16 protein-coding genes are annotated in these 20581 nt (G+C 39.1%); 15 read left to right on the top strand and 1 reads right to left on the bottom strand.

The genetic code is table 11. From position 1 onward, the window contains the following. The 14 genes from dnaA (at position 1) to PYW34_RS00070 (ending at position 17975) form a co-directional block, all read left to right on the top strand. Complete coding sequence (dnaA, locus tag PYW34_RS00005) at positions 1-1335, top strand: chromosomal replication initiator protein DnaA (RefSeq protein ID WP_002288360.1); 1335 nt, start codon at positions 1-3, stop codon at positions 1333-1335. A gap of 197 nt (positions 1336-1532) precedes the next feature. Then, complete coding sequence (gene dnaN, locus PYW34_RS00010) at positions 1533-2663, top strand: DNA polymerase III subunit beta (RefSeq protein ID WP_002288361.1); 1131 nt, start codon at positions 1533-1535, stop codon at positions 2661-2663. A 228-nt stretch (positions 2664-2891) separates the two neighbouring features. After that, positions 2892-3134 (top strand): S4 domain-containing protein YaaA, encoded by a 243-nt coding sequence (gene yaaA / locus PYW34_RS00015; RefSeq protein WP_002295251.1) that lies wholly within the window; start codon positions 2892-2894, stop codon positions 3132-3134. Further along, entirely contained in the window at positions 3121-4245 is a 1125-nt protein-coding gene (gene recF / locus PYW34_RS00020; protein ID WP_002333196.1) for a DNA replication/repair protein RecF, read from the top strand. Before yaaA ends, recF begins: the two co-directional genes overlap by 14 nt. Next, on the top strand, positions 4242-6188 hold the full coding sequence (gyrB, locus tag PYW34_RS00025; RefSeq protein WP_002288364.1) for a DNA topoisomerase (ATP-hydrolyzing) subunit B: 1947 nt from the start codon (positions 4242-4244) through the stop codon (positions 6186-6188). Before recF ends, gyrB begins: the two co-directional genes overlap by 4 nt. 19 nt (positions 6189-6207) lie before the next feature. After that, positions 6208-8679 (top strand): DNA gyrase subunit A, encoded by a 2472-nt coding sequence (gene gyrA, locus PYW34_RS00030; protein ID WP_002333197.1) that lies wholly within the window; start codon positions 6208-6210, stop codon positions 8677-8679. 235 nt (positions 8680-8914) lie between these two features. Continuing rightward, entirely contained in the window at positions 8915-9214 is a 300-nt protein-coding gene (rpsF, locus tag PYW34_RS00035; protein WP_002288366.1) for a 30S ribosomal protein S6, read from the top strand. 49 nt (positions 9215-9263) lie between these two features. Beyond that, positions 9264-9776, top strand: coding sequence for a single-stranded DNA-binding protein (gene ssb, locus PYW34_RS00040; RefSeq protein WP_002288368.1), 513 nt, complete (start codon positions 9264-9266; stop codon positions 9774-9776). A gap of 25 nt (positions 9777-9801) precedes the next feature. Then, the gene (rpsR, locus tag PYW34_RS00045) at positions 9802-10038 is read left to right on the top strand and encodes a 30S ribosomal protein S18 (protein ID WP_002288370.1); all 237 of its coding nucleotides are present in this window, start codon (positions 9802-9804) and stop codon (positions 10036-10038) included. Between the two features lie 142 nt (positions 10039-10180). Continuing rightward, on the top strand, positions 10181-12154 hold the full coding sequence (locus PYW34_RS00050) for a DHH family phosphoesterase (RefSeq protein WP_002288371.1): 1974 nt from the start codon (positions 10181-10183) through the stop codon (positions 12152-12154). Positions 12155-12159: 5 nt separating this feature from the next. Continuing rightward, positions 12160-12612 carry a 50S ribosomal protein L9 gene (gene rplI, locus PYW34_RS00055; protein WP_002288372.1) on the top strand — a complete coding sequence of 151 codons (453 nt, stop codon included), beginning with the start codon at positions 12160-12162 and terminating at the stop codon, positions 12610-12612. Positions 12613-12885: 273 nt separating this feature from the next. Continuing rightward, complete coding sequence (gene dnaB / locus PYW34_RS00060) at positions 12886-14253, top strand: replicative DNA helicase (protein WP_002288373.1); 1368 nt, start codon at positions 12886-12888, stop codon at positions 14251-14253. Positions 14254-15032: 779 nt separating this feature from the next. After that, positions 15033-16325, top strand: coding sequence for an adenylosuccinate synthase (locus tag PYW34_RS00065; protein WP_002288375.1), 1293 nt, complete (start codon positions 15033-15035; stop codon positions 16323-16325). 786 nt (positions 16326-17111) lie between these two features. Further along, complete coding sequence (locus PYW34_RS00070) at positions 17112-17975, top strand: DegV family protein (protein ID WP_002288377.1); 864 nt, start codon at positions 17112-17114, stop codon at positions 17973-17975. Positions 17976-18103: 128 nt separating this feature from the next. Here PYW34_RS00070 and PYW34_RS00075 read toward each other — a convergent pair whose 3' ends face one another. Continuing rightward, a complete protein-coding gene (locus PYW34_RS00075) occupies positions 18104-19726 on the bottom strand; it encodes an ABC-F family ATP-binding cassette domain-containing protein (RefSeq protein ID WP_002288381.1) in 1623 nt (540 codons plus the stop codon). Between the two features lie 248 nt (positions 19727-19974). Here PYW34_RS00075 and PYW34_RS00080 point away from each other — a divergent pair, with 248 nt between their 5' ends. After that, complete coding sequence (locus PYW34_RS00080) at positions 19975-20496, top strand: HdeD family acid-resistance protein (protein ID WP_002309892.1); 522 nt, start codon at positions 19975-19977, stop codon at positions 20494-20496. Positions 20497-20581: the final 85 nt, after the last annotated feature.

The following is a 20581-nucleotide window of genomic DNA, read 5'->3' on the forward strand; positions in this document are numbered from 1 at the left end:
ATGGTATCCCTCGATGCTTTATGGAATGAATTAAAAGCAACATACCAAAAGGATTTATCGCCTGCTAGCTATAATACATGGATCGAAACAGCGAACCCTCGAACCCTTGATCAAAACCAGCTCGTTGTTGAGGTTCCTAGCAAGATTCATAAAGAATATTGGGAAAAAAACCTGGCGACAAAAATCGTTGAAGTCGGTTATATGTTATCAGGAAATGAGATTATCCCTCGCTTTATTACTGGCGAAGAAGCAGAGCAAGAAGAAGTTATAGAAGAAAAAAATCCAAAAGTTGTGGCACCTAGTCCGCTAAAAAAAGCCATGCTGAACCCTAAATATACCTTTGATACGTTTGTCATTGGTAAAGGAAACCAGATGGCTCATGCAGCAGCGCTCGTTGTAGCAGAAGATCCAGGTTCTATTTATAACCCGCTCTTCTTTTATGGAGGCGTGGGACTTGGTAAGACTCACTTGATGCATGCAATTGGTCATCAAATGCTGCAAAGTCAGCCTAATGCCAAAGTAAAATATGTAAGCAGTGAAACTTTTGCTAATGATTTCATCAATTCGATCCAAAACAAAACAGCAGAAGAGTTCCGTCAAGAATATCGAAATGTTGATTTACTGCTAGTGGATGACATTCAATTTTTTGCAGAAAAAGAAGCTACGCAAGAAGAGTTTTTCCATACTTTCAATGCCTTGTACAATGAAGGGAAACAAATCGTACTAACCAGTGATCGGTTGCCAAACGAGATTCCGAAACTGCAAGAACGCCTTGTTTCTCGCTTTGCATGGGGGCTGTCTGTTGATATTACACCGCCGGATCTTGAAACAAGAACAGCGATTTTACGTAAAAAAGCGGCGGCTGAACGTCTAGAGATCCCAGATGACACACTAAGCTACATCGCAGGACAAATTGATTCTAACATTCGTGAATTAGAAGGTGCGCTTGTTCGAGTGCAAGCTTTTGCTGCGATGAATAGTGAAGATATTTCGACTAGTCTAGCTGCAGACGCACTGAAAACGTTAAAATCAGGAAAAGGACATCCTCAATTGTCAATCCTGCAGATCCAAGAAGAAGTGGCAAAGTATTATCACATCCAATTGAAAGATCTCAAAGGAAAGAAACGCGTCAAATCTATTGTTGTTCCTAGACAAATCGCTATGTATTTGGCACGTGAGCTCACAGATAATTCTTTACCGAAAATCGGAGCTGAATTCGGTGGCAAGGATCATACAACGGTTATCCATGCTCATGAAAAAATCCAGCAGCTGATGGATTCTAGTGTCAGTATGCAAAATGAAGTATCAGAAATCAAAAACTTTTTACTAAATTAATTTGTCGATTCTATCAACTGAAAATAGCATGTGGATAAAAGAAAAAAACGTTCAAAAGTTATACACACTTTTTCCACAGCTGTTTTTTCGTTTCTCTCTTACGTTTTTTGAGTTTTCCACAGAATCAACATGCCCTATTACTTTTATTATTCTTTTTAACTAATAATAAATAAACAAACATTCAAAGGAGATACATCATGAAAGTTACTTTAAACCGAGCTAGCTTTATGCAGGAATTGCAAACTGTTCAACGAGCTATTTCAAGCAAAACCACGATCCCTATTTTGACAGGTGTAAAAATCACACTGACACAAGAAGGTTTGACTTTGACGGGGAGCAACGCTGATATATCAATTGAAACTTTTTTGTCTGTTGAAAACGAAAAAGCAAATATGCAAATCGAATCTACTGGTTCCATTGTTTTACAAGCACGTTTCTTTAGCGAAATCATTCGGAGACTTCCTGAAGAAACATTTACTTTAGAAGTTTTAGAAAATAAACAAGTAGCGATCACTTCTGGAAAAGCGAATTTTATCGTAAATGGATTAGATGCAGATAACTATCCTCATCTTCCTGTTGTCGAAAGCCATAACCAGATGAAATTACCTGTACACGTATTGACTAAACTAATCAACGAAACAGTTTTTGCTGTCTCACAACATGAGAGTCGTCCAATCTTGACAGGTGTGCATTTCATTTTATCTGATAATTCTTTATTAGCTGTAGCTACTGATTCTCACCGTCTAAGTCAACGCGTGATTCCAGTAGAACAAGCGGCTGATCATTTTGATATTGTTATTCCTGGAAAAAGTTTGATCGAATTATCTCGCTCATTAACAAATGAAGAAGAAATCGTCGAAATCAGCATTATGGAAAACCAAGTGTTGTTCAAAACAGAAACGATGTATTTCTATTCCCGTTTGCTAGAAGGAAACTATCCAGATACCAATCGTTTGATTCCTTCAAGTTTTAATACAGAGGTTGAATTTTCTGTTCCTAGCTTTTTAGCGGCGATCGAACGGGCTTCTTTACTTTCTCATGAAGGCCGTAACAACATCGTTCGTTTATCTATTCGTCCAGATGCGGTTGTTTTATACGGAAATTCGCCAGAAATCGGGAAAGTAGAAGAAAGCTTGAGTTATACAGCAAGCAGTGGCGATCCATTAGATATTTCTTTCAATCCGGATTATATGAAAGCAGCGTTGCGTGCATTTGGAGATATGAGCATCAAAGTGAAATTTATCTCTGCTATTCGTCCATTTACATTGGAACCAACGGAAGATGGCGTTCAATTTATTCAGCTGATTACTCCTGTACGTACAAATTAACAATGATTTTCAATGTTCTTGAAAATTTAATTGAAAAGAAATAGAAAAAATAAAATTTTAAACAGAAGGCCCTAAAATCTCTTTTAAGGCTTTCTGTTTATTTTTGTTTAAATCACCTTTTTTAGATTAAATCGTCTTATATGGAAAAATATATGGATAAATTTGTTTTATTGCGAAAAAAAAGGTATAATAGAGTATACTTTTAATAATGAAAATGAGGGATGGGCATTGAAACAACAAGTCATTCTAAATACGGAATTCATGACGTTGGGCCAAATGTTGAAAGAAGTCACAGTTATCGGTAGTGGCGGACAAGCAAAATGGTATTTGGCAGAAAACACTGTGTTAGTCGATGGCGAACCAGAAAATCGTCGTGGACGCAAACTTTATCCCGGCATGATGGTTGAAGTTCCAGAAGTAGGAACTTTTTTTATGGTAAAAAAAGGAAACGACGATAATGAGGCTGAATAAGCTGTATTTAAAAAATTATCGAAATTACGAAGAGCTGAACATCGAATTTTCCAAGAACCTCGTCATCTTTTTAGGAGAAAATGCGCAAGGAAAAACGAATCTTTTGGAAAGTATCTACGTATTAGCTATGACGCGAAGTCATCGGACAAGTAGTGAGCAGGAATTGATTGGCTGGACTGACGATCAGGCGATGATTCAAGGAGAGATCACAAAAGGTTCATCCACTCTTCCATTAGAAATCTTATTATCTAAAAAAGGCCGAAAAACCAAGATCAACCATATCGAACAGAAAAAGTTAAGTACTTACGTGGGACAAATGAATGTCATTTTATTTGCACCAGAAGATCTTTCTTTAGTAAAAGGCAGCCCGCAGATCAGGCGGAAGTTTTTAGATATGGAATTAGGCCAGATCAATCCAATCTATCTTTATGATCTTGTCCAATACCAAGCAATTTTGAAACAAAGAAACCAGTACTTGAAGCAATTGAATGAAAAAAAACAAACTGATTTGCTTTATTTGGATATTTTGTCCGAACAACTAGCAGCGTTTGGCAGCAAAGTATTGAAAGCAAGAGCACAGTTCGTCAAGCGATTGGAGTTTTGGGCTAATTCTTTGCATCAGCAAATCACCCATCAAAAAGAGCAGCTGGAAATCGAGTATCTCACCGCAGTCGATTCTTTAGAAACACATACGCAAGAGCAAATCCAAGAACAATTTCTCGCACTTTTGAACCAAAATAAAAAGAAAGACCTTTTTCGGGGAACAACGACAGTTGGTCCTCATCGTGACGATCTTTCCTTTTTTATTAATCAGAAAAATGTGCAGACTTATGGATCGCAAGGACAGCAAAGAACAACTGCACTAAGTGTCAAATTAGCAGAAATCGATTTGATTAAAGAAGAGACAGGGGAATATCCAATCCTTTTGTTAGATGATGTGATGAGCGAGCTGGATGCTAATCGTCAACTCCATCTGCTAGAAACAATCGAAGGAAAAGTTCAAACGTTCTTAACAACAACGACACTTGACCATGTAAAAAATAAAATGACTGTTGAACCTGAGATTTTTTATGTTCAACAAGGGAAACTAAAAGGAGAAGAAACTGAATGACAGAAGAAAGAAGTTTAGTAGAACGCGCTAAAGAGTATGATGCCAGTCAGATTCAAGTACTTGAAGGACTTGAAGCCGTTCGTAAACGACCTGGCATGTATATCGGTTCGACTAGTTCTGAGGGTCTGCATCACCTTGTTTGGGAAATTGTCGATAATTCGATCGATGAAGTATTAGCAGGTTTTGCAACGAAAATCCATGTGATTATTGAAAAAGACAACAGTATCACCGTTATTGACGACGGTCGGGGGATACCTGTAGATATCCAGGCAAAAACTGGACGTCCTGCAGTTGAAACGGTCTTTACTGTTTTACATGCTGGAGGAAAATTCGGCGGTGGTGGGTACAAAGTTTCTGGTGGACTTCACGGAGTAGGATCTTCTGTTGTAAACGCGCTTTCTACACAGCTTGATGTCAAAGTATACAAAGAAGGAAATGTGTACTATCAAGAATATCGTCGTGGAGCTGTAGTGGACGACTTAAAGATTATCGAACAAACGGATCGCCATGGAACAACGGTTCACTTTACGCCAGACCCTGAAATTTTTACAGAGACAACTGAGTTTGATTTTTCAAAATTGGCTACCCGGATCCGTGAACTTGCTTTCTTGAACCGCGGGATGCGTATATCGATTGAAGACAAACGAGAAGAAGAACCAGTCATCAATGAATACCATTATGACGGCGGGATCAAAAGTTATGTCGAATACTTGAATGCAAACAAAACCGTGATTTTTCCAGAACCTGTATATTTGGAAGGTGAACAGCAAGATATCGCAGTTGAAGTCTCTATGCAATATACAGACGGCTACCATTCCAATATCATGAGTTTTGCCAACAATATCCATACGTATGAAGGTGGAACACATGAATCAGGATTCAAGACTGCTTTAACTCGTGTGATAAATGATTATGCCCGAAAACAAAAGCTGATGAAAGAAAATGACGACAACTTGACCGGTGAAGACGTGCGAGAAGGATTGACAGCTGTTATTTCTATCAAGCATCCTGACCCTCAATTCGAAGGACAAACAAAAACAAAATTGGGCAATTCCGAAGTACGGACAGTCACTGATCGGTTATTTAGCGAACATTTCATGAAATTCTTGCTGGAAAACCCAAGTGTGGGCCGGCAAATTGTTGAAAAAGGATTACTAGCTTCCAGAGCTCGTCTAGCAGCGAAACGTGCGCGTGAAGTAACGAGACGTAAAGGTGCTTTAGAGATTAGTAATCTGCCAGGAAAATTAGCGGACTGCTCTAGCAACGATCCTGAAAAATGCGAATTGTTCATCGTCGAAGGAGATTCGGCCGGCGGATCAGCTAAGCAAGGTCGTAATCGAGAGTTTCAAGCCATCTTGCCTATTCGTGGGAAAATCTTGAATGTTGAAAAAGCAAGCATGGACAAGATCTTGGCAAATGAAGAGATCCGGTCTTTATTTACTGCTATGGGTACAGGGTTTGGAGAAGATTTTGATGTATCGAAAGCTCGCTACCACAAATTAGTTATCATGACTGATGCCGATGTCGACGGCGCGCATATCCGTACATTGCTGCTGACTCTTTTTTATCGTTACATGCGTCCTATTGTTGAAGCTGGATACGTCTATATTGCTCAGCCACCTTTATACGGGGTAAAACAAGGGAAGAATATTACGTATGTACAACCAGGAAAAAATGCAGAAGAAGAGTTGAAACAAGTCGTTGCTTCACTTCCTGCCTCACCAAAACCAAGCGTTCAGCGTTATAAAGGACTTGGAGAAATGGATGATCATCAACTATGGGAAACAACTATGGACCCAAGCAATCGGATGATGGCCCGCGTCAGTGTGGACGATGCTATTGCAGCAGATCAGATATTTGAAATGTTGATGGGGGATCGAGTAGAACCCCGTCGTGCATTCATCGAGGAAAATGCACACTATGTGAAGAACTTAGATATTTAATCATGAAGGAGGAAAAAGAATGAGTGAAGAAATCAGAGAAAACATCCATGATGTCAATCTAACCAGCGAAATGAAAGACTCCTTCATCGATTATGCGATGAGTGTTATTGTCGCACGTGCACTTCCTGATGTCAGAGATGGTCTGAAACCCGTTCATCGCCGTATTTTATACGGCATGAACGAATTAGGTGTAACACCGGATAAAGCCCATAAAAAATCTGCCAGAATCGTCGGAGATGTCATGGGTAAATACCATCCTCATGGAGACAGTGCGATCTATGAGTCAATGGTACGGATGGCACAGCCATTCAGCTACCGTTATATGCTAGTGGATGGTCATGGAAACTTTGGTTCTGTTGACGGTGACGGTGCCGCCGCTATGCGTTATACCGAAGCACGGATGAGCAAAATCGCTACAGAAATGCTGCGTGATATCAATAAGAACACTGTTGATTTCCAAAGCAACTATGATGATACAGAAAAAGAACCAGTTGTACTACCTGCTCGCTTCCCGAATCTTTTAGTGAACGGAACAACGGGGATCGCCGTAGGTATGGCCACGAATATCCCACCTCATAACTTGTCTGAGGTAGTAGCGGCTATCGATTTGCTGATGGATAATCCTGATGTGACGACCAATGAATTGATGGAAGTATTACCTGGACCAGATTTTCCAACAGGTGGTTTGGTTATGGGGAAATCAGGAATCCGAAGAGCGTATGAAACAGGTAAGGGTTCTATTACCGTACGTGCAAAAGTTGAGATTACTGAGATGCCAAATGGTAAAGAACGGATCATCGTGACAGAATTGCCTTATATGGTCAATAAAGCAAAATTGATCGAACGGATTTCTGAACTGCACAGAGACAAGCGTATCGAAGGGATCACAGATTTGCGGGACGAATCTTCCCGTGAAGGTATGCGGATCGTCATTGACATCCGTCGTGACGCCAGCGCATCCGTTATCTTGAATAACTTATATAAATTGACATCCTTGCAAAATTCATTTGGATTCAATATGTTGGCGATCGAAAAAGGTGTGCCGAAAGTTTTGAGCTTGAAACAAATCCTTGAAAACTATATCGAACATCAACGCGAAGTCATCACACGACGGACGGTCTTTGAAAAAGAAAAAGCAGAAGCAAGAGCACACATCTTAGAAGGTTTGCGTATTGCTTTGGATCATATCGATGAAATCATTGCGATTATCCGCGGGTCTAAATCAGATGACGAGGCAAAAGCAACAATGATCGAACGGTTCGATTTATCCGATCGCCAGTCTCAAGCTATTTTAGATATGCGTTTACGCCGATTGACCGGTTTGGAACGGGAAAAAATCGAAAATGAATACCAAGAACTCTTAAAACTGATTGAAGATTTAACTGACATTCTGGCAAGACCAGAACGTGTTACAGAAATCATCAAGAATGAATTAGCAGACTTGAATCAACGATTTGGTGATAAACGACGCACAGAATTACTAGTCGGTGAGGTCTTAAGTCTGGAAGATGAAGATTTAATCGAAGAAGAAGAAATCGTTATTACATTGACAAACAATGGTTACATCAAACGTTTGGCAAATAATGAATTCAGAGCTCAACGAAGGGGTGGACGTGGTGTCCAAGGAATGGGTATCCACAATGACGACTTCGTCAAAAATCTGGTTTCTTGTTCTACCCATGATACATTGTTATTCTTTACGAATAACGGAAAAGTGTATCGGGCAAAAGGATACGAAATTCCAGAATACGGGCGTACAGCCAAAGGAATCCCAATCATCAATTTACTAGGTATCGATTCGAGTGAAAGCATCCAGGCAATCATTGCGGTGACGGGAGAAGCAGAAGAAGGCCACTATCTCTTCTTTACGACGCGTCAAGGTACAGTAAAACGTACTTCTGTCACTGCTTTTGCTAACATCCGAAGTAATGGTCTGATCGCAATTGGTTTGAAAGAAGACGATGAGCTCGTCAATGTGCTACTGACAGATGGTCAATCTAATATCATTATTGGAACACATAACGGCTACTCTGTCACTTTCAAAGAAGAAGCAGTCCGCGATATGGGACGTACAGCTTCCGGGGTCAGAGGGATACGCCTGCGTGAGGAAGATTATGTCGTTGGGGCAGCCTTAATGAAGGAATATCAAGAAGTATTAGTGATCACAGAAAAAGGTTACGGAAAACGGACAAAAGTATCGGAATATCCAGTGAAAGGCCGCGGAGGTAAAGGGATCAAAACGGCGAACATCACTGAAAAAAATGGTCCACTAGCTGGATTGACCACTGTTTCTGGAGATGAAGACATCATGCTGATTACAGATAAAGGTGTCATTATCCGTTTCAACGTATCGACTGTTTCTCAAACTGGACGTTCAACATTAGGCGTACGTTTGATGAAGATGGAAGCTGATACGAAAGTTGTCACGATGGCAGCAGTCGAACCAGAAGCTGCAGAACAAACAGTTGAAGAACAAGGATCAGAAGAATAACCATCAAGACTAAGTGTGTAAGCTAGCAAGAATAACCGATTAAAAAATCTGGTTATTCCTGCTGGCTTTTTTGATTAGTTGAATTTCTCTTAAAATATTCGAAACTGTTCATTCTGTATTGCTTTTGACCAAAATAGAGTGTATAATTAGAGCTTGTGAGTAGTCTAATTAATTAGATAACTCTCCTTGCTCTTAGGAACCTAAGAGCCGAAAGTCCACAGGGAGGTGAATATCAATGGAAAACACGAAATATGAAATCATGTACATTATTCGTCCAAACATTGATGAAGAAGCAAAAACTGCTTTAATCGAACGTTTCGATGCAATCTTGAAAGATAACGGAGCAGAAGTTATCGAATCAAAAGATTGGGAAAAACGCCGTTTCGCTTATGAAATGAACGGTTACCGTGAAGGTATCTATCACATCGTTAAAGTATCTTCTCCATCATCAGCAAATGCTGTCAATGAATTTGACCGTCTTGCTAAAATCAACGACGATATCATTCGTCACATGATTGTTAAAGAAGAAGCTTAATTGTTGTTTCATGTGAAACAATAGAAAACGATGAGAGGAGATGACTATTTTGATTAATAATGTTGTATTAGTTGGACGTCTGACGAAAGATCCAGATTTGCGTTACACAGCAAGTGGTACGGCAGTCGCAACATTTACTTTGGCTGTGAATCGTAATTTTACAAACCAAAGCGGCAATCGCGAGGCTGATTTTATCAACTGTGTGATTTGGCGCAAATCAGCAGAAACTTTAGCAAACTATGCTCGTAAAGGAACACTTTTAGGTGTTACTGGACGTATCCAAACTCGTTCTTATGATAATCAGCAAGGACAACGTGTATACGTGACAGAAGTAGTAGCTGACAACTTCCAATTGCTGGAAAGTCGTTCTGCATCTGAAAATCGCCAACAAAGCGGCGGATTCCAAAGTTCTGGTCAATCAGCTGGCGGATTTGGCGGAAACAATAACTCTAATCAAACATCTCAATCATCCAACGGTATGCCTGATTTCGACCGTGATACTTCTGACCCATTCGGCTCAAGTTCAACGATCGACATTTCAGACGATGATTTACCATTCTAAACGAATTTGATAGGAGGGAAATAGAATGGCACAACAAAGAAGAGGCGGACGTAAACGTCGTAAAGTAGACTACATTGCTGCTAACCATATTGAATATATCGATTATAAAGATATCGAATTACTAAAAAGATTTATTTCAGAACGCGGTAAAATCTTGCCACGTCGTGTAACTGGTACAGGCGCTAAAAACCAACGTAAAATTACTGTTGCAATCAAACGCGCTCGTATCATGGGCTTGCTACCTTTCGTTAGCGAAGACTAATAAATCCTAGGAATTGAATGACTGATCCTTTTGATCAGCTATTCAATTCCTTTTTTTCTGTAAAAATAACCTCTATTCGTTTAGTCGCTCGAATGACGAAAGTTATGGTAAAATCAAATTAGTCATATATGGGAGGAAAATTATGGAAAATAAAAACAATCATTTATCCCCGAAACCTCTCTTCCTTATCCTGTTTATATTAATCGAAGTATTGGTAGTCTTAATTTTACCATTTCGTTTTGTTAGCGCTTCGGTCATTCTATTGATGAATTTATGGGGTGTTCGCTATTGGTTGAAAATGAAACGTTGGCTTATTTTAAATAAACGTGAAAAAATCCAGCAGGCTTCGACTGTAGCTGAAACCAATCTAGCTTATGTCTCAGAAGTCATGCCTGTAGGAGTGATTGCTTATCAGCCATCAAGCCAAAAAATCGAATGGCTCAATCCATTAGCATTGAAAATCAAAGATCAAAGTGGATTAACAGAGGAAGAATTGCTAGATACTTTTTTTACTGCAAAAGAAAAAAAGAAAAACCAAGTCTATCTAGCAGATAAAACATTTCAGTTTGATATGGATACAGTAAAGGGTGTTGTTTATTTTAATGATATTACCCAAAACCAGTTGTTAAAACTCCATCAGACGAACAGTCAGCCGGTGATTGGTATTTTATCTATTGATAACTATGCAGATGCCATTGATAAATTAGATGACAAAGAGATTTCTTATTTGAACTCTTTCGTCACTACACTAGTTTCTGACTGGATGAATGAATACCATGTCTTTTTCAAAAGAATCAACGCAGAACGGTTTTTCTTCGTAGCACAGATGATCGATCTGAAAAAGATGATGGATAAAAAATTTGATTTGCTGGATCGCTTTCGAGCAGAAGCTGAAAAACAGAGCTCGCCTATCACCCTTAGTATGGGGATTGCTTATGGCTCAAGAACCCTCGATGAAATCGGTGGAGAAGCTCAGAATAATTTAGATGTTGCTTTAGTCCGTGGAGGCGACCAAGTTGTCGTGAAAGAGGTAAAAGAAGGAGCAAAACCTGTTTATTATGGGGGGAAATCTGCTAAGAATGTCAAACGCACGCGTGTTCGTTCTCGAGCGATGAGTACCGCTTTGCGTCGGATTTTTGATGAAACAGGCGATGTGTTTATCATGGGGCACAAGTTTCCGGATATGGATGCTTTAGGCTCTGCTTTTGGTGTCAGTTGTCTGGCACGCTTCAACCAGAAAAAAGCTTACATCGTTATCAATGAGAACGAGATCATTCCAGATGTAGAACGGTGTCTTGAAGAAATCCATAAGCATCCTGAATTAGAAATGCAACTAATCTCTCCAGAACGTGCCATAGAGCTGAAAAAAGAAGAGGACCTCCTCGTGATGGTGGATTACCATAAACCTTCTCTATCGATCTCTCAGGGCCTATATGAGCAATTTGATAAGATTGTGATCATTGATCACCATCGTCGTGGGGAAGAGTTTCCAAGTAAACCTCTGCTGACTTATATTGAATCTTCAGCTTCTTCAGCTTCAGAGCTAGTTTCTGAGCTGATCCAATACCAAAGCAGCAAAACAAATCGCTTAGATCGTTTTGAGGCCACATTATTGCTTGCAGGGATGGTTGTAGATACAAATAGTTTCAATGTCCGTACAACTGCACGAACTTTTGACGTTGCCAGCTATTTAAGGTCTTGTGGAGCAGACGCATCCTTAGTACAATATTTATTGAGCTCGGATTTAGCGACATACTTGGAGATCAGCAATTTGATTGCTGGAAGCGACTATGTGACTTCTGATATTGTTGTGGCGGCAGGGACAGACGAAAAAGAGTATAATAGTGTTATAGCAGCAAAAACAGCAGATACATTGCTTTCGATGATCAATATCAATGCAGCTTTCGTCATTACAAAGCGGACAGACGGCTTGATTGGGATCAGTGCCAGAAGTACCGGCACGATCAACGTCCAAATCATCATGGAATCCTTAGGTGGCGGAGGACACTTCACAAACGCAGCTACTCAACTGGAAAATACGACAGTTGAGGAAACAAAACAGAAGCTATTTGCTGCAATCAAAGAAAATATGAATCAAATATATGATAAGGAGTAATCCAAATGAAAGTAATTTTTTTACAAGATGTAAAAGGAAAAGGTAAAAAAGGGGACATCAAAGAAGTTCCAGCAGGTTATGCACAAAATTATCTAATCAAAAATAACTTGGCAAAAGAAGCAACGAAAAGCAGTATCAGTCAGTTAGCAGGACAAAAGAAAGCACAAGAAAAACACGAAGCTGAAATCTTGGAAGAAGCTAAAAAGTTAAAAGAATTCTTGGAAAAAGAAGATACTGTAGTCGAATTGAAGGCGAAAGCAGGGGAAGACAGCCGTTTGTTTGGTTCGATCCCTTCAAAACAAATTGCTGAAGGGTTAAACAAACAATACAAAATCAAATTAGATAAACGAAAAATCGAATTAGAAAATCCGATCCGTTCACTAGGCTACACAAACGTACCTGTTAAGCTTCATCATGAGGTGACGGCTACGATCAAAGTTCATGTCGTACAAGAATAACAAATCTTGATAGCGATGTTCAGCTGGTAAGTATAACCAGAAGGAAAAAAGAGAAACCGAAATTTATCTGAGAAAACAGCTGCAGCAATGAAAGCAAAAGCTGCAAATCGATTTCAGATTGATTTCGGTTTCTTTTTTGGGAACAGCAAAATAGCATAAAGAAAACGAGTATAATAAAAGAGAACTATTTTTTTATTACACTTTCGGTACGAATGATGACTTTTCTCTCATTTTCTTGTAAAATGAAGCAATTGAAGACAAGGAGCGATACGTATGAATGAAGTGTGGCAGGATCGAATCCCACCGCAAAATATTGAAGCTGAACAAGCGGTTTTAGGCTCTGTTTTTCTTGACGCAGAAACGATCATTGATGCCATGGAGTACATAGAGCCAAAAGACTTTTATCGTCGTGGCCATCAAATTATTTTTGAGACAATGATCGAGTTAAATGATCGTAATGAAGCGATTGACGTGGTTACTGTCAAAGACCGGCTGGAACAAGCCAATTTGTTAGAAGATGCCGGTGGTTTAAGTTATCTCTCAGACTTGGCATTAGCAGTTCCGACAGCAGCAAATATCGTCTACTATGCGAAAATCGTTGAAGAAAAATCATTGCTGCGTACATTGATCCAGACAGCAACAGGAATCGTTACGAAAGGATTCGAGCAAGGAGAAGAAGTTCAAACAATTTTAGATGATGCCGAACGCAGTATCTTGGAGGTTTCGGAAAAAAGAAATCGAAGCGGCTTTTTATCTATTGCTGAAGTACTGAACTCCACGATTGAAAATATCGATCGACTAGCTCAAAACAATGAAGAAATCACAGGTCTACCAACTGGCTATCAAGGTCTGGATAAAATGACAGCAGGTTTCCAGCCCGAAGAACTAATCATTCTTGCTGCACGTCCAGCGGTAGGTAAAACAGCGTTTGCATTGAATATTGCTCAAAATGTAGGAACAAAAACAGATCGTTCTGTTGCGATATTTAGTTTGGAAATGGGGGCAGAATCTCTTGTAAATCGGATGCTTTGTGCAGAAGGTTCGATTGAGGCCAGCCATTTACGTACAGGTCAGCTTTCGGAAGAAGAATGGTCGAATCTGATCGTTGCGATGGGGAGTCTTTCTCGAGCAAATATTTTTATCGATGATACACCAGGGATCAAAATCTCTGAAATCCGTGCGAAATGTCGGAAACTAGCGCAAGAAAAAGGCAATCTAGGCTTGATATTGATCGATTATTTGCAGTTGATTGAAGGTAACGGTAAAGAGAACCGTCAACAAGAAGTATCAGATATCTCTCGCCAACTGAAAAAACTGGCGAAAGAGCTGAAAGTACCTGTCATTGCTCTTTCACAGTTATCTCGTGGAGTAGAACAGCGACAAGACAAACGACCAGTGCTAAGTGATATTCGTGAATCCGGATCAATTGAACAAGATGCGGACATCGTAGCCTTCTTGTATCGAGATGATTATTATGAAAGAGAAGGCGGAGATGACGATGATGGAAACGAGCCAAAAAATGACAACGTCATCGAAGTCATCATCGAGAAGAACCGAAGCGGTGCACGAGGAACAGTTGAACTACTGTTTATCAAAGAATACAATAAGTTTTCGTCGCTTTCGCCAAGAGAAGAATTTTAAAGAAGAGGTTGTGAGCCTTGAGCAATCCCGAGAGCTCTCGTAAGAAGATGCAAGGAGTAACCGCAGGAACGACTAGAGTACTTAATTTAAACAGATCTCCAAAGGGATTGTGACAAAAGTCTTGTCACAGTCCCTTTTTCCGAATAAACGGTGTTCAATCAGCTGACCCTTGGTATTAGCTCAGCAAACGTCAAAATATGAGGAACTATTTTGACGTTTGTTTCTCTAATACTCAGGTCAAAACGCTGATCTTACGACCTCTTTTCCTTAAACGGTGTTCTCCTGCCAACTCCTCGGTCACAAGTCACAATATCATCAAACATGAGAAGCAGTTTTTTGAAATTGCTCCTTGTGACTCAGAGTTAAACGGCAGGCTCACAACCTCTTTCTTAAACGGTGTTCAAAAGCTTGCATCTGCGGTAATACGCCCAATCAAACGAAAAATATGAGAAGCTATTTTTGTTTGGCTGTTCTTATTACTTGATGCAGGACAGCTTTTTCACAACCTCTGATTCACGGTGTTCCAAAAGTAGCTTCTTCGAAAAATAAGTCGAAATTTCACAAAAATTTGAGAAGCAATTTTCGTACATTCCTTCTTATTTCTTGAAGCTGACCACTTCTGTTACAACCTCTTTTTTAATAACCATTCTAAAAAGATAAAGTTCGTTTTTTAAGCGTTTTTATAAAATAAAAATAAAAATCATTCGATTTTATTTGAAATATGTATCTATTATTGATACAATGGTTCAGGATTAAATAATATAGAACGAGGTGTTCACATGTCATCTGTAGTAGTAGTAGGTACGCAATGGGGCGATGAAGGGAAAGGAAAAATCACAGACTTTCTCAGTGAAAATGCTGAAGTGATTGCACGGTACCAAGGTGGCGACAATGCAGGGCACACAATTAAGTTTAACGGTGTGACTTATAAACTGCATTTGATTCCTTCTGGGATTTTTTATAAAGACAAGATCAGTGTGATCGGAAACGGCGTTGTAGTCAATCCTAAATCATTGGTTAAAGAATTAGCTTATTTACATGAAAAAGGTGTAGAAACAAGTAATTTGCGTATTTCTGACCGCGCGCACGTAATCTTGCCTTATCATATCAAATTGGACCAATTACAAGAAGATGCTAAGGGCGAAAATAAGATTGGTACAACGATTAAAGGAATCGGACCTGCCTATATGGATAAAGCAGCTCGTGTAGGTATCCGTATTGCAGACTTATTAGATAAAGAAATTTTTGAAGAACGTCTTCGTTTGAATCTAGATGACAAAAACCGTCAATTTGTAAAAATGTTTGATTCAGAACCACTTGATTTTGACGATATTTTTGAAGAATATTATGAATACGGACAACAAATCAAACAATACGTCACAGATACTTCCGTTATCTTGAATGATGCTTTGGATGCAGGCAAACGCGTGTTGTTTGAAGGCGCACAAGGTGTAATGCTGGATATCGACCAGGGAACTTATCCTTTTGTTACTTCTTCTAACCCAGTAGCCGGTGGGGTAACAATCGGAAGCGGTGTAGGGCCTTCAAAAATCAATAAAGTTGTCGGCGTCTGCAAAGCCTATACGTCACGTGTCGGTGATGGACCATTTCCAACTGAATTATTTGATGAAACAGGAGAACAAATCCGCGAAGTAGGACGAGAATACGGTACGACAACTGGTCGTCCGCGTCGTGTAGGCTGGTTTGATTCTGTAGTTATGCGCCATTCTAAACGAGTTTCAGGTATTACCAACCTATCTTTAAACTCGATCGATGTATTAAGTGGATTGGAAACAGTAAAAATTTGTACGGCTTATGAATTAGATGGCGAACTAATCTACCACTATCCAGCAAGCTTGAAAGAGTTGAACCGCTGCAAACCAATCTATGAAGAATTGCCAGGCTGGTCAGAAGACATTACAGGATGCAAAACACTTGCAGAACTGCCAGAAAACGCACGTAACTATGTACGTCGTATCTCAGAGCTTGTTGGTGTACGTATCTCAACATTTTCTGTCGGACCTGATAGAACACAAACAAACATCTTAGAAAGCGTCTGGGCGCAAATCTAAGGATAAAAACGACGACTGAATCAGGACGTTCTTACCAGAGCGAGTCGAAGTGTTTATCTATACGATAATAATAACTTGAAGAGGTAGTGAAAGAGACGTTTAGCCTTATTGCCGATAGGCTGTCTCTTGAACACTGTTTATTCAGAATAAGGGACTGTGACAAAAACCGTGTCACAGTCCCTTATTCCGAACAAACGGTGTTCAAAAGCTTGCATCTACGGCACTAAGCCCAATCAGATGAAAAATATGGAGTGCTATTTTTATCTGATTGTTCTTACTGCTTGATGCAGAGCAGCTTTTTCACAACCTCTCCACTAAACGGTGTTCTCCTGCCAACTCCTCGGTCACAAGTCACAATATTCAACAAACATGAGAAGCTGTTTTTTGAAATTGTTCCTTGTGACTCGGAGCTAAACGGCAGGCTCACAACCTCTTGGTAAACGGTGTTCAATCAGCTGACCCTCGGTATTAGCTCAAAAAACGGCAAAATATGAGGAACTATTTTTTCCGTTTTTTTCTCTAATACTCAGGTCAAAACGCTGATTTCACAACCTCTGATTCACGGTGTTCCAGAAGTAGCTTCTACGGAAATAAGCCGAAATTTCACAAAAATTTGAGAAGCAATTTTCGTAAATTCCTTCTTATTTCTTGAAGCTGACCACTTCTGTCACAACCTCTTATTTTGATTAGAACTTGCGAAAATAAACCGGTTAAAGTGTGTCTAGCGCAAGAGATTTGCTATAATAGACGATAAGGGTAAAATGTAACGAGAAGGGGTTGAAAAATGTGTATCAAATTGTAACAGATTCTTGTTGTGATCTGCCATACCATGTATTAGCAAAAGAAAAAGTTGATTTTTTATCAATGAATCTCCAATTGAATGATCAAGAGTTAGTAGATGACCTCGGAAAGACATTCAATTATGACCGCTACATGAATCAGCTGAAAAATGGTGCGATGCCTACGACATCACAAATCAATGTTGGCCGATATTTAGAATTTTTCCGTTCTTATGCGGAAAAACAGATTCCTGTTTTATATGTGGCTTTTTCCAGTGGATTAAGCGGCTCTTACAGTAGTGCGCTTCAAGCGGTTGAATTGCTGAAGGAAGAATATGAAGACCCTGAGATCTATGTTTTTGATACAAAAGCTGCAAGTATTGGGGAAGGGCTTTTAGTATTGGAAGCTGTAAGATTGAAAAAAGAAGGTAAAAGCATCGAAGAAACCCTAGAGTGGCTGGAAAGTAATTATTTGAAAGTCCATTCATGGGTAACAGTAGACGATCTGAAATATCTAGAACGAGGCGGTAGGATTTCCAAAGCAAGTGCTACTCTTGGCAGTCTATTGAGTGTAAAGCCTATTATTACGGTGGATAAAGAAGGAAGGCTGACGAATGTTGACAAAGTTCGAGGAAGAAACAAGTCGATCCAGACAATCGTCAATGAGACGGTAAAAACAATCGTTGCACCACTTGATCAAATCGTTTATGTGGCTTACGCTGGGGATCTAGAGAGCGCGGAGAAGGCAAAACGGCTTTTGGAAGAGCAGATAAAGATGAAAGATGTGAAGCTTTATCCCTTAGGACCAACGATCGCCAGTCACACAGGCTATGGCTGTATCGCGATTTTTTCGATGGGAATCAGTCGATAAAAGCAGTAACTCATTCTGTAAAAAAGCCCAGAAATTGATTGTAACAAAAACAGCGACTCTTAAAAGATAGATGAGCATCCTATCTCTTAGAGGTCGCTGTTTTTTTATTTTTTAAGCTAAATAGGCCATTATGCCCATAACTCGTTCAATTGTTTTTGAATATCTGCATTTTCCAAAAATTCATCATATGTCGTATCAGCTCGATCGATCACACCTTTATCCGAAACGGCAATGATGCGGTTTGCCAATGTTTGGATAAATTGATGGTCATGTGACGCAAATAAGATTGAGCCAGTAAATGCCATCAAGCCGTCATTCAATGCTGTGATTGATTCTAAGTCTAAATGGTTCGTTGGATCATCTAATACAAGTACGTTAGCTTTCGAAAGCATCATTTTTGAAAGCATGCAACGGACTTTCTCTCCACCAGATAAAACATTCACTGGTTTCAATACTTCTTCACCAGAAAACAACATTCTTCCTAAGAAGCTTCTTAAGAAGGTGTTATCATCTTCTTCTTTACTTGCATATTGACGCAACCAGTCTAAAATCGTTAGATCAGTATCGAATTCTTTCGTTGTATCCTTTGGTAAATAAGAATTACTTGTTGTCACACCCCAACGTACTGTTCCAGTATCTGGCGTAATTTCACCCATGATAACTTTGAATAGCGTTGTTGTTGTTATATCATTTTCTGCGACGAAAGCGACCTTGTCTTCTTTGCTCAAATTAAAAGATATATCATCTAAAATTTTCTTTCCATCAATCGTTACACTTACATTTTCTACCTGCAATAAGTCGTTTCCAATCTCACGTTCAGGTTTGAATCCAACGAATGGATAACGTCTAGAAGAAGGTTGGATATCGTCTAAAGTAATTTTTTCAAGCATTTTTTTACGTGAAGTTGCTTGTTTTGATTTTGATGCATTCGCACTAAAGCGGGCAATAAATTCTTGGAGTTCTTTGATTTGTTCTTCTTTTTTGGCATTTGCGTTTGCTTGAAGTTTAGCCGCTAGTTGACTAGATTCCAACCAAAAATCATAATTTCCTACATAAAGTTTGATTTTACCAAAATCTAGATCCGCCATATGTGTACATACTTTGTTCAAAAAGTGACGGTCATGGGATACAACGATCACAGTATTTTCAAAATTGATCAAAAATTCTTCCAGCCAATTGATCGATTGGATATCCAGACCGTTTGTTGGTTCGTCTAGCAAAAGAACATCAGGTTTACCAAATAGTGTTTGTGCTAATAACACTTTTACCTTTTGTCCACCAGTTAATTCACTCATTTGCTGATGGTGCAATTCTTCAGGGATGTTCAGACCTTGCAGTAAAACAGCTGCTTCTGGTTCAGCTTCCCATCCATTAAGCTCAGCAAATTCTCCTTCTAATTCAGCTGCTCGAATACCATCTTCGTCAGTGAAATCCTCTTTCATGTAAATCGCATCTTTTTCTTTCAGCACTTCATACAGACGCTTGTGTCCCATGATGACTGTTTCAAGTACAGTATAGTCTTCATAGTCGTAATGGTTCTGTTTCAATACGGCCATCCGTTCATCTGGTCCCATAGTAACGGAACCTGTGGAAGGCTGCAGATCCCCTGATAACACTTTAAGGAACGTTGATTTACCTGCACCATTTGCACCAATCAAGCCATAGCAGTTTCCGGGGGTAAATTTAATATTCACATCATCAAATAGTTTGCGGTCTGAAAAGTGCAAACTCACATCATTTACAGTAATCAATTTTTTTCCTCACTTTTATCATTATTAGTTTTGACAAGTCTTATAGAATTATATAGGGGAAAGGTAAAAGATTCAAGGCAATCGAACATTCTTTGTGTTTCACGTGAAACAGAATGAAAAAAATAAAAATAAAAGCGGAGCGAAAATAGCTACTATAGGATTTATTAGTTTGCAACAGCATAATTTTTGACGTTATTTATAAGAGGGAGTACTATAAAACTGTAAAAGAAATGAAAGAAGGATTGAAAATGGATGAAAAAAGAACCATCGACTGGGGCTCATTGATTTTGGGAATTTTATTTGTACTTGTCTCATTGTTATCATTTCAAGACCCTGTCGGAAATTTAGTTGCAATTGTAGTAGTCTTTGCGATTTTTGCCTTTATTAAAGGGATATTTGAACTGTTTGTACGGAACAGATTAAAAGAGCTAACAGGATATAAAGGAAAGATGCCCTTAATAATCGGGATCATCGATATTCTAGTTGGCGTCTTTTTCTTATTCAATATTGGTGCAGGAGTCGCAGCATTGCCTTTTGTTTTTGCAGTATGGTTTATTGCTGATTCAGTTTTAGCGTTATTTACTGCTGACTTGGCAAGAGGAGTAAGTGAAGGATATTATTGGTTTACGATCATCGTCAATATTTTAGGAATTTTATTAGGAATTTTCTTATTGTTTAATCCAATTTCTTCTGCGTTGACATTAAGCTTTTTAGTTGGATTCTATTTTATGTTATTTGGTATCACACATATCGTCTATGCATTTAGATAAGTAAAATCAAACAAATAAAAAAGCCGGCTTCCGATTACAGTTTTACTGTTGTAATTGGAAGCCGGCTTTTTTATCATGGACAAAT

The organism is Enterococcus faecium (genome assembly GCF_029023785.1).
Taxonomy (GTDB): Bacteria; Bacillota; Bacilli; order Lactobacillales; family Enterococcaceae; genus Enterococcus_B; species Enterococcus_B faecium.

Coding starts and splice junctions, on each gene's coding strand:
- dnaA (WP_002288360.1), top strand. CDS start 1: ATGGTATCCCTCGATGCTTTATGGAATGAATTAAAAGCAACATACCAA.
- dnaN (WP_002288361.1), top strand. CDS start 1,533: ATGAAAGTTACTTTAAACCGAGCTAGCTTTATGCAGGAATTGCAAACT.
- recF (WP_002333196.1), top strand. CDS start 3,121: ATGAGGCTGAATAAGCTGTATTTAAAAAATTATCGAAATTACGAAGAG.
- gyrB (WP_002288364.1), top strand. CDS start 4,242: ATGACAGAAGAAAGAAGTTTAGTAGAACGCGCTAAAGAGTATGATGCC.
- gyrA (WP_002333197.1), top strand. CDS start 6,208: ATGAGTGAAGAAATCAGAGAAAACATCCATGATGTCAATCTAACCAGC.
- rpsF (WP_002288366.1), top strand. CDS start 8,915: ATGGAAAACACGAAATATGAAATCATGTACATTATTCGTCCAAACATT.
- rpsR (WP_002288370.1), top strand. CDS start 9,802: ATGGCACAACAAAGAAGAGGCGGACGTAAACGTCGTAAAGTAGACTAC.
- PYW34_RS00050 (WP_002288371.1), top strand. CDS start 10,181: ATGGAAAATAAAAACAATCATTTATCCCCGAAACCTCTCTTCCTTATC.
- rplI (WP_002288372.1), top strand. CDS start 12,160: ATGAAAGTAATTTTTTTACAAGATGTAAAAGGAAAAGGTAAAAAAGGG.
- dnaB (WP_002288373.1), top strand. CDS start 12,886: ATGAATGAAGTGTGGCAGGATCGAATCCCACCGCAAAATATTGAAGCT.
- PYW34_RS00065 (WP_002288375.1), top strand. CDS start 15,033: ATGTCATCTGTAGTAGTAGTAGGTACGCAATGGGGCGATGAAGGGAAA.
- PYW34_RS00080 (WP_002309892.1), top strand. CDS start 19,975: ATGGATGAAAAAAGAACCATCGACTGGGGCTCATTGATTTTGGGAATT.